The organism is Saccharopolyspora sp. ID03-671 (genome assembly GCF_045278815.1).
Lineage (GTDB): Bacteria > Actinomycetota > Actinomycetes > Mycobacteriales > Pseudonocardiaceae > Saccharopolyspora > Saccharopolyspora ipomoeae.
The window spans coordinates 1,492,459-1,508,306 of sequence record NZ_CP134054.1 but is presented as its reverse complement, the minus strand read 5'-3'; the positions used below and the strand labels follow the sequence as shown (position 1 = coordinate 1,508,306).

The following is a 15,848-nucleotide window of genomic DNA, read 5'->3' as shown; positions in this document are numbered from 1 at the left end:
ACAAGTTTCACAACGTGGCCAGGGTTGGTTGAGGGGGCGGGATGGAGTTCACGCTCGGGGAGACGCAGCAGGCAGTGCGGGATCTCGCGGCCGAAGTGCTGGCTCGGGAGACCGAGCGCGCCGCCGCCTCAACTGGAATCGGTTTCGACGAGTCCGTGTGGAAGGCGCTGGGCGAAGCGGGCCTGCTGTCGCTGCCGGTCCCGGAGGAGCTGGGCGGTGCCGGGCTCGGCCCGCTGGAGGTCGGTCTGGTGCTCGCCGAGATCGGCAGGGCCGGCGTCGCCGTCCCGGCGCTGGCCACCGTCGCCTTCGGCGTCCTGCCGATCGCCCGGCACGGCAGCCCGGCGCAGCAGCAGGAGCTGCTGGCCGAGCCCGGCCGGGTGCTCAGCGCCGCCCTCAACGAGGTCTCGAACCCGCTTCCCGCGAAACCCGCTGCGGTGCTGCGTGATTCTCGCGTGACCGGGCGCAAGGTGGGAGTGCTCGACGCCGACGCCGCGCACCGGCTGCTGGTCTCGGTCAGCACCGAGGACGGCCCGGCGATCGCGCTGGTCGACCCGCACGCCGGCGGCGTCACCCTGCGCTCGGTGAAGTCCTCGGCCGGGACCGAGTGGGTCGTCGACCTCGACGGGGCCGCGGCCGAAACACTCGGCACGGCAGGGGAATCCGTGCTCGCCGACGTGCACGCGTGCGCCCTGGCGGGGATGTGCGCGCTCGGCGACGGCGCCGTGGCCGGGGCGCTGCAGCTGACCTCCGAGCACCTGCGGACCCGGGAGCAGTTCGGCAAACCCCTGGCGGCGTTCCAGGCCGTGGCGCAGCAGATCGCCGACGTCTACGTCGTCAACCGCACCCTGCACCTGGCCGCGCTGTCGGCGAACTGGCGGCTGGGCACCGGGCGCGACGCGGGGGAGGACCTCGACGTCGCCGCGTTCTGGCTCACCGACCAGGCGCCCGCCGCGATGCACACCTGCCACCACCTGCACGGCGGGCTCGGCGTGGACATCACCTACCCGATGCACCGCTACTACTCGCAGGTCAAGGACCTGGCGCGGCTGGCGGGCGGTGCCGCGCACCGCGTCGACGTCCTCGCCCGACACGCCTGAGGAGAAGCCGTGTTCATCGAACTCACCGAGGAGCAGCGGGCGCTGCAGGCCGAGCTGCGCGAGTACTTCAGCACCCTGGTCACCCCGGAGGAGCGCGAAGCCCTTGCCGCGGACCGGCACGACCAGGCGCACCGCGACATCGTGCGCCGGATGGGCCGCGACGGTTGGCTGGGCGTGGGCTGGCCGACCGAGTACGGCGGCCGGGTTTCGGCGACGTCGAGAACTACATCTTCGCGAACGAGGCCTCCCGCGCCGACGTCCAGCTGCCGTCGGTGACGCTGCAGACCGTCGGGCCGACCCTGCAGACCTACGGCACCGAGGAGCAGAAGGCGTTCTTCCTGCCCAAGATCCTGTCCGGTGACGTGCACTTCGCCATCGGCTACAGCGAGCCCGAGGCGGGCACCGACCTCGCCTCGTTGCGCACCACGGCGGTGCGCGACGGCGAGCACTACGTGGTCAACGGGCAGAAGATCTTCACCACCGGCGGGCACGACGCCGACTACATCTGGCTGGCCTGCCGCACGAACCCGGACGCGCCCAAGCACAAGGGCATCTCGATCCTCATCCTCGACACCAGCGACCCGGGCTACTCGTGGACGCCGATCATCACCGCCGACGGCTCGCACCACATCAACGCCACCTACTACAACGACGTCCGAGTTCCGGCGTCGATGCTGGTGGGGGAGCAGGACCGGGGCTGGAAGCTGATCACCACCCAGCTCAACCACGAGCGCGTCATGCTCGGCCCGTCCGGGCGCACCGGGGGTCTGCGCGAGCGGGTGCGCGCCTGGGCGAGCGCGCGCGGCCTGCTCGAACGCGACGACGTGCGGCGGGTTCTGGCGCGCGTGCGGGCGTTCGAGCGGGTCAACGAGCTGCTCAACTGGCAGGTCGCGGCCTCGGCTTCGCTGGGGCCGGTGGAGGTCGCCGACGCCTCGGCGACCAAGGTGTTCTCCTCCGAGACCGTGCAGGTGCTGGGCCGCGAGTTGGAAGAGGTCGTCGGCAGGCACGGCGATCCGTCCGATGAGGACACCGCGGAACTGCTTCACTGGCTGGACGTCCAGGCCAAGCGCAACCTCGTGCTGACCTTCGGCGGCGGTGTCAGCGAGGTGCAGCGGGAACTGATCGCCACCGCCGGACTGGGACTGCCGCGGGTGCCGCGCTGAGGAACGGAGTGACATGACCAGTACCGCCACCGAAGCCGACGAGATCAGGGCGGCGGCCAAGCGGATCGCCGAGCGCGGGTCCTCCGCGCCGCGCTCCGCGCGCGACCCGGTGAACCTGCCGATGATCAACAACTGGGTCGAGGCGATGCGCGACGCCAACCCGGTCTACACCGATCCCGAGGTCGCGGCCGCGTCCGTCCACGGTGGACTCGTCGCGCCGCCGGCGATGGCGCAGGTGTGGACGATGGGCGGGCTGCACCCGCAGCGCGACCCCGACGACCCGCTCTACGCGATGATGGGCGCGCTCGACGAGGCGGGTTACGTCTCGGTGGTCGCCACCAACTGCGAGCAGACCTACCACCGCTACCTGCGGCACGGCGAGCAGGTCACGGTCACCACCAAGCTCGACTCGGTGGTCGGGCCCAAGACCACCGGCCTCGGCGAGGGCTGGTTCGTCACCACCCGCAACACCTGGTACGTGGACGACGAGCCGGTCGCCGACATGATGTTCCGGGTCCTGAAGTTCAAGGCCGCCGACGCGAAACCGGAGGAGGCCGCGCCGGAGCCGGAGCCCCCGGCCGAGGTGATCCGGCCCGCGATCAACCGCGACACCGCCTACTTCTGGGAGGGCACCGCCGCCGGTGAGCTGCGCATCCAGCGCTGCGGCGGCTGCGGGCTGCTGCGCCACCCACCGGGCCCGATGTGCCCGGAGTGCGGTGCCACCAAGCGCACCCACCTGGTCTCCGAGGGGCTCGGCGAGGTCTACAGCTACGTCGTGCACCACCGGCCCGCGATCCCCGGCAAGAAGCTGCCGCTGGTGATCGCGCTGGTCGAGCTCGACGAGGGTGTGCGGATCCTCGGCGAGCTGCACGACGTCGATCCGGAGTCCGTGACGATCGGGCAGCGCGTCCAGGTCGCTTACCAGCGCGTTGATGACGAACTCACCCTGCCGTACTGGAAACCTTCGGAGGACGTATGAGTGAAAACGCCGCATCGCGCGCTCATTCGTCCGACCGGGTCCGGGTGTCCCGCAGAACACTGGAGAACGCATGACTTTGGCGCGCACGCGCACTGCCGGGGAGGTCGCGATCGGCGATTCCCTGCCGGAGGAGCGCATCGAGGCGACCCCGACCTTCATCGTCAGCACGGCCATCGCCACCCGCGACTTCCAGGACGTGCACCACGACCGGGACCTGGCGCACGCCAAGGGGTCGAAGGACATCTTCCTCAACATCCTCACCACCACCGGACTGGTGCAGCGCTACGTCACCGACTGGGCCGGCCCGGAGGCGCTGGTGCGCGGGGTGTCGATCAAGCTCGGCGTGCCCTGCTACGCCTACGACGCGCTGACGATGCACGGCCAGGTCCTGGAACGCGGTGACGGCGTGTTCGTCGTCGAGGTGCTGGGCCGCAACCAGCTCGGCACCCACGTCACCGGCCGGGTGCGGCTGGAGCTGCCGGAGGAGGACCGATGATCTCAGGCAAGACCGCAATCGCCGGCATCGGCGCGACCGAGTTCTCCAAGGACTCCGGTCGCAGCGAGCTGCAGCTGGCCGCCGAGTGCGTGCGCTCGGCGCTCGCCGACGCGGGACTGGAACCCTCCGATGTGGACGGTCTGGTCACCTTCACGATGGACACCAACACCGAGGTCGCGGTGGCCCGCGAGGTCGGCATCCCGAACCTGAGCTACTTCAGCCGGATCCACTACGGCGGCGGCGCGGCCTGCGCCACCGTGCAGCAGGCGGCGATGGCGGTGGCGACGGGGATGGCCGAGGTCGTGGTCTGCTACCGGGCGTTCAACGAGCGCTCCGGGCAGCGGTTCGGCCAGTTCAACGCCGGGCTGTCCGGGCAGGCGACCTCCACCGGCGTGGACAACAGCTGGTCGTACCCGATGGGCCTGGGCACGCCGGGCGCGCAGGTGGCCATGTTCGCCCGTCGCTACATGCACGAGTACGGGGCGACCAGCGAGGACTTCGGCCGCATCGCGGTCGCCGACCGCAAGCACGCCGCCACCAACCCGAACGCCTGGTTCCACGGGCGCCCGATCACCCTGGAGGACCACCAGAACTCGCGGTGGATCACCGAGCCGCTGCGGCTGCTGGACTGCTGCCAGGAGAGCGACGGCGGGGTGGCGCTGGTGGTCACCAGCCTCGACCGCGCCCGGGACCTGCCCCAGCCGCCCGCGGTGGTGGCCGGCGCCGCGCAGGGCAGCGGGCCGGACCAGTTCACCATGACCAGCTACTACCGCGACTCGCTGACCGGGCTGCCCGAGATGGGCCTGGTGGCGCGGCAGCTCTGGGAGCAGTCCGGGATCGGACCCGACGACGTCCAGGTCGGCATCCTCTACGACCACTTCACGCCGTTCGTGCTGGTCCAGCTGGAGGAGTTGGGCTTCTGCGGGCGCGGGGAGGCCAAGGACTTCATCGCCGACGGCGCCATCGAGCACGGCGGACGGCTGCCGCTGAACACCCACGGCGGGCAGCTGGGGGAGGCCTACATCCACGGGATGAACGGCATCGCCGAGGGCGTCCGGCAGATCCGCGGTGCGGCGGTCAACCAGGTCGACGAGGTGAGCAACGTGCTGGTGACCGCGGGAACGGGCGTCCCCACCAGCGGACTCGTGCTCACATCGAACTGAAACATGTTATAGATTTTGCCGCGCTCATCGGTATGATGTAGCGATAACAGCACGTGAACCGGTTGCTCGCATGGAGGGGAACCTGTTCCAGTCCGTGGCGTGGAGGTCGCATGCTCAGTGCCGAGACCCGGCGAGGGCTCGCCGAGCGGTTGTGGCGGGCCGAACGCGAGCGGGACCCCATCCCGCCGCTGGTCGAGTCGCACCCGGACATCGACGTGGTCGACGCCTACGAGATCCAGCTGATCAACATCCGCCGCCGGGACGCGCCGATCGCCGGGCACAAGGTCGGGCTGTCCTCACCGGCGATGCAGCAGATGATGGGCGTCGACGAGCCCGACTACGGGCACCTCCTCACCGACATGGCCGTGGCCGAGGACGTCCCCGTCGACACCCGCGCCTACTGCTTCCCGCGGGTGGAGGTCGAGGTCGGGTTCCTGCTGGCCGAGGACGTCCCACCGGGCTGCGACGAGCAGGGCGTGCTGGACCGGACCGAGGCGCTGATCCCGTCCATCGAGCTGATCGACAGCCGCATCCGCGACTGGCGCATCGGCATCGCCGACACCATCGCCGACAACGCCTCCTCCGCCGGCTACGTGCTCGGTGCCGCGCGCGTGGCCCCCGGCGAGCTCGACCCGCGCGGCATCGACGCCGTGCTGCACCGCAACGGCGAGGTCGTCGCCGAGGGCCGCTCCGACGCGGTGCTCGGCAACCCCGCCACCGCCGTGGCCTGGCTGGCCGACAAGGTCGCCGGGTTCGGGGTGCGGCTGCGAGCGGGCAACGTCGTGCTGCCCGGTTCCTGCACCCGCGCCATCGACGTGCGGCCAGGCGACGCGTTCCGTGCCGAGTTCTCCGGTCTCGGCACCGTCGGTCTCACCGCGAAACCCTAGGGAGGTGCTTCGAAGTGGCGGAGCCACTTTCTCTTTCGGTGGGCGGGCAAGCAGCCTGCACCGCCGGAGGTTCTGAGGGGCTTCGTGGCGAGCACGCCGCGACGCCGTGTATTGGCATACATCAGGAGTGGCGCGCGGAGTCCACGAAGCCCCTCAGGTTCTCCTACCGGCACCGCTACGCACAAGGACTACACACAGTTCTTAGGGAGGCGTTATGACCGCCAAGGCGGCGATCGTGGGGTCGGGCAACATCGGTACCGACCTGCTCTACAAGCTCAGCCGTTCCCAGGACGTCGAACCGGCCTGGATGATCGGCATCGACCCGGACAGCGACGGGCTGCGCCGGGCCGCCGACATGGGTGTGGCGACGAGCGCCGAAGGCGTGGACTGGTTGCTGGAGAACGAGAGCCCGGACATCGTCTTCGAAGCCACCTCGGCCTACGTGCACAAGGCCAACGCGCCGCGCTACGCCGAGCGCGGCATCCGGGCCATCGACCTCACGCCCGCGGCCGTCGGGCCCTACGTGGTGCCGCCGGTCAACATCGGCGAGCACCTCGACGCGCCGAACATCAACCTGATCACCTGCGGCGGGCAGGCCACGATCCCGATCGTGCACGCCGTGTCGCGGGTCGTGCCGGTGGCCTACGCGGAGATCGTCGCGTCGGTGTCCTCGGTGTCGGCGGGGCCCGGAACCCGCTCCAACATCGACGAGTTCACCCGCACGACCGCCAAGGGCATCGAGGTCATCGGGGGAGCCGAGCGCGGCAAGGCGATCATCGTGCTCAACCCCGCCGACCCGCCGATGATCATGCGCGACACCATCTTCTGCGCCATCCCGGCCGACGCGGACACCGACGCCGTCGGCGAGTCGATCACCCGGATGGCGCGCGACATCGCCGAGTACGTCCCCGGCTACCGGCTGCTGTCCGAGCCGCAGTTCGACCCGCCCTCGGCCGTCACCGGCGGCCAGGCGCGCGTCGCGGTGTTCGTCGAGGTCGAGGGCGCGGGCGACTTCCTGCCGAAGTACTCCGGGAATCTCGACATCATGACCGCCGCCGCCGTGCGGGTCGGCGACGAGCTCGCCCGCACCGGGGCGCTGCAGAAGGAGGCCGCGCGGTGACCGGACTGCCGAAGACGTACAGCACCGAGCTGGACCTGCGCATCACCGACACGTCGTTGCGCGACGGCTCGCACCACAAGCGCCACCAGTTCACCGCCGACGAGGTGCGCGGCATCGTCACCGCGCTCGACGAGGCCGGGGTGCCGGTCATCGAGGTGACCCACGGCGACGGGCTCGGCGGGTCGTCGTTCAACTACGGCTTCTCCCGAACGCCGGAGCAGGAACTGATCACGCTGGCGGCCGAGACCGCGCGCAACGCCAAGATCGCCGTGTTGATGCTGCCCGGCGTCGGCGTCACCGACGACATCGTCATCTCCCGCGACAACGGCGCCTCGGTGTGCCGGATCGCCACCCACTGCACCGAGGCCGACGTGTCCGTGCAGCACTTCGGGCTGGCGCGCGAGCAGGGCATGGAGACCGTCGGGTTCCTCATGATGGCCCACTCCCAGCCGCCGGAGGTGCTGGCCAAGCAGGCCCGCATCATGGTCGACGCGGGCTGCCAGTGCGTCTACGTCGTCGACTCCGCCGGGGCGCTGGTGCTGGAGCAGGTCGCCGAGCGGGTCCAGGCCCTCGACGCCGAGATCGGCGGCGACGCGCAGATCGGTTTCCACGGGCACGAGAACCTCGGCGTCGGCGTGGCCAACTCGGTCGCGGCCGCGCGCGCCGGTGCCGTCCAGATCGACGGCAGCGCACGGCGTTTCGGCGCCGGAGCGGGCAACACACCGGTGGAGGCGTTCGTCGGCGTGTGCGACAAGCTCGGGTTCACCACCGGCGTGGACTTCTTCGCCATCGCCGACGCCGCCGAGGACGTGGTGCGCCCGGCGATGCCGGAGGAATGCCTGCTCGACCGCTCCGCGCTGATGATGGGCTACGCCGGGGTGTACTCCAGCTTCCTCAAGCACGCCGCCAACCAGGCCGAGCGCTACGGCGTCAGCCAGGCGCAACTGCTGGTGCGGGCCGGCGAGCGCAAGCTCGTGGGCGGCCAGGAGGACCAGCTGATCGACATCGCGCTGGAGCTGCAGCGCGAGCAGACCAAGTGAGACGGGAGCACCGCATGAGCGACAGCACCGAAGTCGTCGAGGCAGTGCGCAAACTCCTTCCCGCGCTGCGGGATCGGGCGCAGCAGGCCGAGGACGGACGCAAGATCCCGGCGGAATCGATCGCCGAGCTGCAGGACGCGGGCTTCTTCAAGCTGCTGCAACCGCAGCGCTACGGCGGCTGCGAGGCCGACCCGGTGGAGTTCTACACCGCGGTCAAGCTCATCGCGAGCGCCTGCGGTTCCACCGGCTGGGTCGCCTCCATCCTGGGCGTGCACCCCTGGCACCTGGCGCTGTTCCCGCAGCAGGCGCAGGAGGACGTCTGGGGTTCCGACGACAACACCCGGATCTCCTCGTCGTACGCGCCGATGGGCAAGGCCACCGTCGTCGACGGCGGCTACCGGCTGTCGGGCAAGTGGAGCTTCTCCTCCGGCTGCGACCACGCGAGCTGGGTGTTCGTCGGCGGGCCCGCGCTCGACGGTGACGGCAAGATGGTCGACTTCTGCACGTACCTGCTGCCGCTGGGCGACTACGCCATCAACGACGTGTGGGACACCGTCGGCCTGCGCGGCACCGGCAGCAACGACATCGTCGTCGACGACGTGTTCATCCCGTCGCACCGGGCGCTGAGCTTCATGTCGATGTCGAAGACGGACTGCCCGGGTCACCAGGTCAACACCGCGCCGCTGTACCGGCTGCCGTGGGGGACCGTGCACCCGTCGACGATCACCGCGCCGATCATCGGCATGGCTCAGGGCGCCTACGACGCGCACGTCGAGCACCAGGCCAAGCGGGTCCGCGCCGCCTACGCCGGTGAGCAGGCCAAGGACGACCCGTTCGCCAAGGTCCGCATCGCCGAGGCCGCCAGCGAGATCGACGCCGCCTGGCTGCAGCTGTCGACCAATATCGCCGACGAGCTGGCGCTGCTGAAGGCGGGTGAGGAGGTCCCGATGTCGTTGCGGCTCAAGGCCCGTCGCGACCAGGTTCGGGGCACCGCGCGGGCGATCTCCGCGGTGGACCGGCTCTTCGAGAACTCCGGCGGCCGAGCGCTGCAGGCGGGCACGCCGATCCAGCGGTTCTGGCGGGACGCGCACGCCGGCCGGGTGCACGCGGCCAACGACGCCGAGCGCGCCTACACGATGTTCGGCAGCGGGGAATTCGGTCTACCGGTGAAGGATTCGATGGTCTGATGGTGGAGATCAAGAGCCAGGACGCGACCCTGCCCTCCGGGCTGACGCTGCACTACCACGAAGCGGGCGTCGGCAACGAGTCCACAGTGGTCATGCTGCACGGCGGTGGGCCCGGGGCCTCGGCGTGGAGCAACTTCAGCCGCAACGTCGAGGCGTTCGCCGAGGAGTTCCACGTCATCGGCGTGGACCAGCCCGGGTTCGGCAAGTCCTCGAAACCGACCGAGCACGGCCAGTACTTCACCCACAGCGCGGGCGCTCTCAAGGAGCTCTTCGACGTGTTGGGCGTGGCCAAGGCCCACCTGCTCGGCAACTCGCTCGGCGGCGGCACCGCCGTGCGCTTCGCGCTGGACCACCCGGACCGGGCGGGCCGGTTGGTGCTGATGGGGCCGGGAGGTCTCAGCGTCAACGTGTTCGCGCCGGACCCGACCGAGGGCGTGCAGAAGCTCGGCCTGTTCGGGGCACCGCCCGGGCCCAGCAAGGAGAAGCTGGAAGCGTTCCTGCGGACGATGGTCCACGACCAGTCGCTCATCACCGAGGAACTGCTGGAGGAGCGCTTCGCCGCCGCCAGCGCGCCCGAGTCGCTGGCTGCCATGAAGGCGATGGGCCGTTCCTTCGCCCAGCCCGAGACCTACGAGGAAGGTCTGCTGTGGCGGGAGGCCTACAAGCTGCGGCAGCGGGTGCTGCTGATCTGGGGCCGCGAGGACCGGGTCAACCCGCTCGACGGGGCGCTGCTGGCGCTCAAGCTCATCCCGCGCGCGCAGCTGCACGTCTTCGGCCGCTGCGGGCACTGGGCGCAGCTGGAGAAGTTCGAGGAGTTCAACAAGCTGACCCGCGATTTCCTGCTCAACTAACAGGGAGGTAGTCCGATGGGGATTCGCTCGCTCGGGTACCTGCGCATCGAGGCCACCGACATCGACGCGTGGCGGACCTACGCGCTCAAGGTCCTCGGCATGGTCGAGGGCAGCGGCAGCGACCCGAACGCGCTGTACCTGCGGATGGACGACTTCCCGGCACGGTTGGTCATCGTGCCCGGCGAGCAGGACCGGCTGTCCTGCGCCGGCTGGGAGGCCGAGCACGCCGCGGGTCTGCAGGAGGTCCGGGACTCGTTGAGCGCCAACGGGGTCGCGTTCAAGGAGGGGTCCAAGGAGGAGCTGGCCGACCGGCGGGTGGGCGAGCTGATCCGCTTCCAGGACCCGTCCGGCAACGAGCTGGAGGTCTTCCACGGCGCGGCCCTGCAGCACCGCCGCGTCGTCAGCCCCTACGGGCACACGTTCGTCACCGGCGAGCAGGGCCTGGGGCACGTGGTGCTGTCCACCCACGACGACGAGGCGGCGCTGCGGTTCTACCGCGACGTGCTCGGGTTCCGGCTGCGGGATTCGATGCGGATGCCGCCCGAGCTGGTGGGGCGGCCCTCCGACGGCGAACCGGCGTGGCTGCGGTTCTTCGGCTGCAACCCGCGGCACCACAGCCTGGCGTTCCTGCCGATGCCCACGCCCAGCGGCATCGTGCACCTGATGGTGGAGGTCGAGGACGTCGACGACGTCGGCCTCACCCTCGACCGCGCCTACCGGCGCCAGGTGCCGATGTCGGCGACGCTGGGCCGCCACGTCAACGACCTGATGCTGTCGTTCTACATGAAGACCCCGGGCGGCTTCGACGTCGAGTTCGGTTGCGAGGGGCGGCAGGTCGACGACGAGGACTGGATCGCGCGGGAGAGCACCGCCGTCTCGCTGTGGGGCCACGACTTCTCGGTCGGCAACCGGCCCCCGGGGCAGTGAGGGGAGTGGCGATGGGAGCCGTGGTTCCGCAGGTGGGCGGCCCTGCTGTCGACGGGGGCGACTTCCGGCGCGCGCTCGGGCACTTCTGCACGGGCGTGACGGTGGTGACGGCCGCCGGGGACGGCGGACCGGTGGGCTTCGCCTGCCAGTCGTTCTCGGCGCTGTCCCTGGACCCGCCGCTGGTCCTGTTCTGCCCCGGCAGGGCGTCCCGCACGTGGCCGCTGATCGAGCGAGCCGGCCACTTCTGCGTCAACGTCCTCTCCGCCGAGCAGCGCGAGGTCTCCGCGGTCTTCGGCCGCCGCGGTGAGGACAAGTTCGCGAACCTGACCTGGGCCCCGGCCCCGTCCGGCGCCCCGATCCTCGACGGCGCCCTCACCTGGCTCGACTGCGAGGTGGACAACGTCCTCGACGGAGGGGACCACCACATCGTCGTGGGCAGGGTCCACACCCTCGGAGAACCCGCGGACGAAGACCCCCTGCTGTTCTACAAGGGCGCCTACACGGGCATCACCCACCCCACCACCCCGGCCCGGTACTGGCCCGAGGACTTCCTCACCGGAACCCCGGAGGACTGGCTCTGAGAGTCCTCCACCTCAAACGCCCACCCGACTCGGTGGGGGAGGGAAGTTTTCATGAAAACTTCCCTCCCCCAACCACGACTCAGAACCCGGGGACCCACCGGGACCACACGACGAAAGTCCACCGCACGGAGGCCGCGGTGGACTTTCGCGTTCCTGGGGCGGGGAAGTTTTCATGAAAACTGCGCGACTCGAAGGGAACCGAGGTTTTCATGAAAACCTCCCGTTGGGTGGGGAGGTTTTCATGAGAACTGCGCGTTGGGGGGGGGGGGGGGGGGGGGGGGGGGGTCAGAGGCGTTCGATGATCGTGCCCGTCGAGAGGGCGCCGCCCGCGCACATGGTGACCAGGGCCGTGGTGCCGTCGCGGCGCTCCAGCTCGTGCAGGGCCGAGGTGAGCAGCCGGGCGCCGGTGCTGCCGACCGGGTGGCCGAGCGCGATGGCGCCACCGTTGACGTTGACCCGGTCCATGTCGGGTCCGTGGACGCCCGCCCAGGACAGCACGACCGAGGCGAAGGCCTCGTTGACCTCGAAGACGTCGATGTCGCCGATCTTCATGCCGCTGCGCGCCAGCACCCGCTCGGTGGCCTGCACCGGCCCGTCGAGGTGGTAGTAGGGCTCGGCGCCCACCAGGCACTGCGACACGATCCGGGCGCGCGGGCGCAGGCCCAGGGCCTGCGCCCGGTCGGAGTCCATCAGCAGCAGCGCCGCGGCACCGTCGGAGATCTGCGAGGAGCTGCCCGCGGTGTGCAGGCCGTCGTCGAGGACCGGCTTGAGCCCGCCGAGGGCTTCCAGGCTGGTCTCGCGCAGGCCCTGGTCGCGGGCGACGTCCTCGTCGCCGACGCGGACCGGGACGATTTCCCGGTCGAAGCGGCCCTCCTGCCACGCCCGCTGCGCGCGCTCCTGCGAGCGGACGCCGAAGCGGTCCAGGTCCTCGCGGGTGATGCCGCGCCGGCCGGCGATGCGGTCGGCGGCCAGGAACTGGTTCGGCATGTCGATGTCCCAGGCGTCGGGTTTGGGCTTGCCGACGTCGACGCCGATGTTGCTGCCCAGCGGCACCCGCGTCATCGCCTCGACGCCGCACGACACGCCCACGTCGATGGCGCCGGTGGCGATGAGCCCTGCGACGAGGTGGGTGGCCTGCTGGGCCGACCCGCACTGGGCGTCGATCGAGGTGCAGCCGGTCTGCTCGGGCAGCCCGGCGTGCAGCCAGGCGGTCCGGGTGACGTTGCCCGCCTGCTCACCGGCCTGGGTGACGCAGCCGCCGATGACCTGTTCCACCGCGGCCGGGTCGACGCCCGCGCGTTCCAGCAGGCCGCGCTGGGCGGCGCCGAGGATCTCCGAGGCGTGCAGCCCGGACAGCCAGCCCTTGCGCTTGCCGATCGGCGTGCGCACCGCCTCCACGATCACCGGAGTGCCCACCTGAATCTCCTCTCACCGCGATCACTACCGAGATGAATCTAGAACATGTTATCTCTGTGCGCCACGGTCCTGTTCGAGGGCGGACGATCTTCCCCTTTGCTTGTACGATTCATGTGCAGTGAAAGGGGTTTACCGGGCTCGTTTCTTGTGGTTCGCTTCACATAGAACTCGTTTCAGTTCGTGCAGCGCAGGAGGTAGCCGTGGCAGCACCGAGCCTTCCGGAGGGCTTCGACTTCACCGACCCCGATCTCTACTCCGAGCGGGTGCCGCTGGAGGAATTCGCGGAGCTCCGGCGCACCGCGCCCATCTGGTGGAACAGGCAGCCGTTCCGCAAGTCCGGGTTCGAGGACGAGGGGTACTGGGTCGTCACCCGGCACGAGGACGTCAAGGAGATCTCGCGCCGCACCGACGTGTTCTCCACCTACGAGAACACCGCGATCATCCGGTTCAACGAGGAGATGAGCCGCGACCAGATCGAGATGCAGCGGTTCGTCATGCTCAACATCGACCCCCCCGAGCACACCAAGGTCCGGCGCCTGGTGGCGCGCGGGTTCACGCCGCGCGCGGTCAACAGCCTGGAGGAGGTGCTCCACCAGCGGGCCGAGGCGATCGCGACCGGCGCCCTGGAATCCGGCACCGGCGACTTCGTCACCGACATCGCCTGCGAGCTGCCGCTGCAGGCCATCGCGGAGCTGCTGGGCGTGCCGCAGGACCACCGGAAGGACATCTTCGACTGGTCCAACCAGATGGTCGCCTACGACGACCCCGAGTACGACATCGACCCGGAGACGGCCGCGGCGGAGATGCTCGGCTACTTCATGGGCGTGGCCGACCAGAAGCGCAAGTGCCCGATGGACGACATCGTCACCAAGCTCGTCGAGGCCGACGTCGACGGGAGCGCGCTCAGCGACGACGAGTTCGGGTTCTTCACGATCCTGCTGGCGGTGGCCGGCAACGAGACCACTCGCAACGCCATCAGCCACGGCATGCACGCGTTCCTGCAGAACCCCGACCAGTGGGAGCTCTACAAGCGGCAACGCCCGCAGACCACCGCCGACGAGATCGTCCGCTGGGCCACCCCGGTGGTGTCGTTCCAGCGCACCGCGCTGGCCGACGTCGAGCTCTCCGGCGTGCAGATCAAGAAGGGCGAGCGGGTCGGGATGTTCTACAGCTCGGCCAACTTCGACCCGGAGGTCTTCGACCAGCCGGAGCGCTTCGACATCACCCGCGACCCGAATCCGCACGTCGGCTTCGGCGGCACGGGCGCGCACTACTGCCTGGGGGCGAGCCTGGCGCGGCTGGAGATCGACCTGATCTTCAACGCCATCGCCGACCACATGCCCGACATCCGCCAGCTCGCCGAACCCCGCCGCCTCCGCTCCGGCTGGCTCAACGGCATCAAGGAATACCGGGTCCAGTACCGCTGACCGACGCGGTGCCCCGGCCCGAACGCCGGGGCACCCCCGGTTCCCTCCGCCCCCAGAGGTTCCCGATTTCAATGGAAGTCAGGTCCCCGATTTCCATTGAAATCGGGAACCCCTGGGGCAGGACGGTTCGGGTGGGTGAGTGGTGGAGATGAGGAAGGCGCCGTTCCCCTGGGGAGGGGGACGGCGCCTTCTCGGTGGTGGGTCAGCGGAGGGTGGCGACTGCTCTGTCGAACTCCCAGAAGGCCCTGAGGGCCGTGACCCGGCCCTGGTCGTCGACCCGGTAGGTGAAGACGCCCTCGGCGTCCATCGCGGAGCCGTCGGGGAGGTGGGTGGTGATGGTGCCGGTGTTGGCGACCTCGTTGCCGCAGGCGAACGAGTCCTCGATGGTGAACTCGATGCGCTCGGCCTGGGCGATCGCCGTCTCCCAGAACGCGGCGATGGCCTCCCGGCCGTGGTGGCCCTTGCCGTCGGGGTCGAACGCCGAGGGACCCACCGGGTCCTCGACGACGGCGTCGTCGGCGAACAGCGACAGCCACTCGTCCTTCGCACCTCGCGAGACCGCGTCCATCGACGCCAGGGCGGCGTCGCGGGCCGGGTGCGACGTGCGGGTGGCCTTCCAGTGCACTCCGCTCATGCGGCCTCCTCAGACCTTCTCGATGACCTCGGCGGCGAACTTGCGGACCGAGTCCAGCTTGGCCTCCAGCGGGGCGTCGAAGCCGTGGCCGTCGAAGATCCACGGCACCACGATCGCGTCGGTGACGCCCACCTCGGCCTGCTCGCGGTAGCCGTCGACGCCGAAGCGGTCGATGCACACCGCCTGGATCTCGAACGGCACGTCGGCGCGGTCGTAGGAGGCGCGCAGCTCGCCGAGCCGGTCGATGGTCTCGCGCAGCTCCGAGAGCTTCATCATGGCCGACGCCCAGCCGTCGCCGACCCGGGCAGCGCGCTTGAGCGCCGGCTCGGTGTGCCCGCCGACGTAGAGCGGCACCGGCTTCGCCGGGGCGGGGGAGATCTGCAGCTTGTCGAAGTCGAAGAACTTCCCGTGGTACTCGACCATGCCGCCGCCCAGGATCAGCCGGATGATCTCGATCATCTCGTCGACCCGGGCGCCGCGCTTGGCGTACGGCGCGCCGCACCACTCGAACTCCTCCGGTGCCCAGCCCAGGCCCAGCCCCAGCCCGAAGCGGTCACCGGTCATCGCCGCGACCGACGACAGCTGGCGGGCCAGCAGCACCGGGTTGCGCGGGCCGAGCTTGAGCACCGAGGTGTAGAACCGCAGCCGCGAGGTCACCGCGCCCATCGCCGCGGTGGCGATCAGCGGGTCCACCCACGGCGTGTCGGCGTCCCACATCCGCGACCCGTCGGGCGTGTAGGGGTACTCGGCGGAGACCTTCTCGGAGTAGAACAGCGAGTCCGGCAGCGCGATCGAGGTGTAGCCGCACTCCTCGGCGGTGCGCGCGAGCTCGGTCAGCTGATCCAGCGGCGTCATCGCCACCGACATCGTGAACTTCATG

General features: G+C 70.2%; 15 protein-coding genes and 1 pseudogene. 13 read left to right on the top strand and 3 right to left on the bottom strand.

The window, feature by feature from the left end; genetic code table 11:
- Positions 1-41 precede the first annotated feature (41 nt).
- The 12 genes and pseudogenes from REH65_RS07080 (at position 42) to hsaB (ending at position 11,491) form a co-directional block, all read left to right on the top strand.
- On the top strand, positions 42-1,097 hold the full coding sequence (locus tag REH65_RS07080; RefSeq protein ID WP_406691781.1) for an acyl-CoA dehydrogenase family protein: 1,056 nt from the start codon (positions 42-44) through the stop codon (positions 1,095-1,097).
- A gap of 9 nt (positions 1,098-1,106) precedes the next feature.
- Positions 1,107-2,260: pseudogene (locus tag REH65_RS07075) on the top strand (acyl-CoA dehydrogenase family protein).
- A 13-nt stretch (positions 2,261-2,273) separates the two neighbouring features.
- Complete coding sequence (locus REH65_RS07070) at positions 2,274-3,239, top strand: bifunctional MaoC family dehydratase N-terminal/OB-fold nucleic acid binding domain-containing protein (protein WP_406691780.1); 966 nt, start codon at positions 2,274-2,276, stop codon at positions 3,237-3,239.
- Positions 3,240-3,309: 70 nt separating this feature from the next.
- A complete protein-coding gene (locus REH65_RS07065; RefSeq protein ID WP_281456050.1) occupies positions 3,310-3,735 on the top strand; it encodes a MaoC family dehydratase in 426 nt (141 codons plus the stop codon).
- Entirely contained in the window at positions 3,732-4,898 is a 1,167-nt protein-coding gene (locus REH65_RS07060; RefSeq protein ID WP_406691779.1) for a lipid-transfer protein, read from the top strand. The genes REH65_RS07065 and REH65_RS07060 overlap by 4 nt, the downstream gene beginning before the upstream one ends.
- A gap of 110 nt (positions 4,899-5,008) precedes the next feature.
- Positions 5,009-5,785, top strand: coding sequence for a 2-keto-4-pentenoate hydratase (locus REH65_RS07055; protein ID WP_406691778.1), 777 nt, complete (start codon positions 5,009-5,011; stop codon positions 5,783-5,785).
- Positions 5,786-5,999: 214 nt separating this feature from the next.
- Positions 6,000-6,905, top strand: a complete 906-nt coding sequence (locus REH65_RS07050) for an acetaldehyde dehydrogenase (acetylating) (protein WP_406691777.1) — start codon at positions 6,000-6,002, stop codon at positions 6,903-6,905.
- Positions 6,902-7,945 (top strand): 4-hydroxy-2-oxovalerate aldolase, encoded by a 1,044-nt coding sequence (gene dmpG / locus REH65_RS07045; protein ID WP_406691776.1) that lies wholly within the window; start codon positions 6,902-6,904, stop codon positions 7,943-7,945. The genes REH65_RS07050 and dmpG overlap by 4 nt, the downstream gene beginning before the upstream one ends.
- A gap of 14 nt (positions 7,946-7,959) precedes the next feature.
- Positions 7,960-9,132, top strand: coding sequence for a 3-hydroxy-9,10-secoandrosta-1,3,5(10)-triene-9,17-dione monooxygenase oxygenase subunit (gene hsaA / locus REH65_RS07040; RefSeq protein ID WP_406691775.1), 1,173 nt, complete (start codon positions 7,960-7,962; stop codon positions 9,130-9,132).
- Positions 9,132-9,983 (top strand): 4,5:9,10-diseco-3-hydroxy-5,9,17-trioxoandrosta-1(10),2-diene-4-oate hydrolase, encoded by an 852-nt coding sequence (gene hsaD, locus REH65_RS07035; protein WP_406691774.1) that lies wholly within the window; start codon positions 9,132-9,134, stop codon positions 9,981-9,983. The genes hsaA and hsaD overlap by 1 nt, the downstream gene beginning before the upstream one ends.
- A 15-nt stretch (positions 9,984-9,998) precedes the next feature.
- Positions 9,999-10,910, top strand: coding sequence for an iron-dependent extradiol dioxygenase HsaC (gene hsaC / locus REH65_RS07030; RefSeq protein WP_406691773.1), 912 nt, complete (start codon positions 9,999-10,001; stop codon positions 10,908-10,910).
- An 11-nt stretch (positions 10,911-10,921) separates the two neighbouring features.
- Entirely contained in the window at positions 10,922-11,491 is a 570-nt protein-coding gene (gene hsaB / locus REH65_RS07025) for a 3-hydroxy-9,10-secoandrosta-1,3,5(10)-triene-9,17-dione monooxygenase reductase subunit (protein WP_406691772.1), read from the top strand.
- A 285-nt stretch (positions 11,492-11,776) separates the two neighbouring features.
- Here the strand turns inward: hsaB and REH65_RS07020 are convergent, their stop codons facing one another.
- Positions 11,777-12,907, bottom strand: coding sequence for a steroid 3-ketoacyl-CoA thiolase (locus REH65_RS07020; protein ID WP_406691771.1), 1,131 nt, complete (start codon positions 12,905-12,907; stop codon positions 11,777-11,779).
- 200 nt (positions 12,908-13,107) lie between these two features.
- Between REH65_RS07020 and REH65_RS07015 the strand changes: the two genes are divergently transcribed.
- Positions 13,108-14,334 (top strand): cytochrome P450, encoded by a 1,227-nt coding sequence (locus REH65_RS07015; RefSeq protein ID WP_406691770.1) that lies wholly within the window; start codon positions 13,108-13,110, stop codon positions 14,332-14,334.
- 202 nt (positions 14,335-14,536) lie between these two features.
- Here REH65_RS07015 and REH65_RS07010 read toward each other — a convergent pair whose 3' ends face one another.
- Together REH65_RS07010 and REH65_RS07005 are read right to left on the bottom strand one after the other, a co-directional pair.
- Complete coding sequence (locus REH65_RS07010) at positions 14,537-14,968, bottom strand: nuclear transport factor 2 family protein (RefSeq protein WP_281456039.1); 432 nt, start codon at positions 14,966-14,968, stop codon at positions 14,537-14,539.
- A gap of 9 nt (positions 14,969-14,977) precedes the next feature.
- Entirely contained in the window at positions 14,978-15,847 is an 870-nt protein-coding gene (locus REH65_RS07005) for a TIGR03619 family F420-dependent LLM class oxidoreductase (protein ID WP_406691769.1), read from the bottom strand.
- Position 15,848 lies beyond the last annotated feature (1 nt).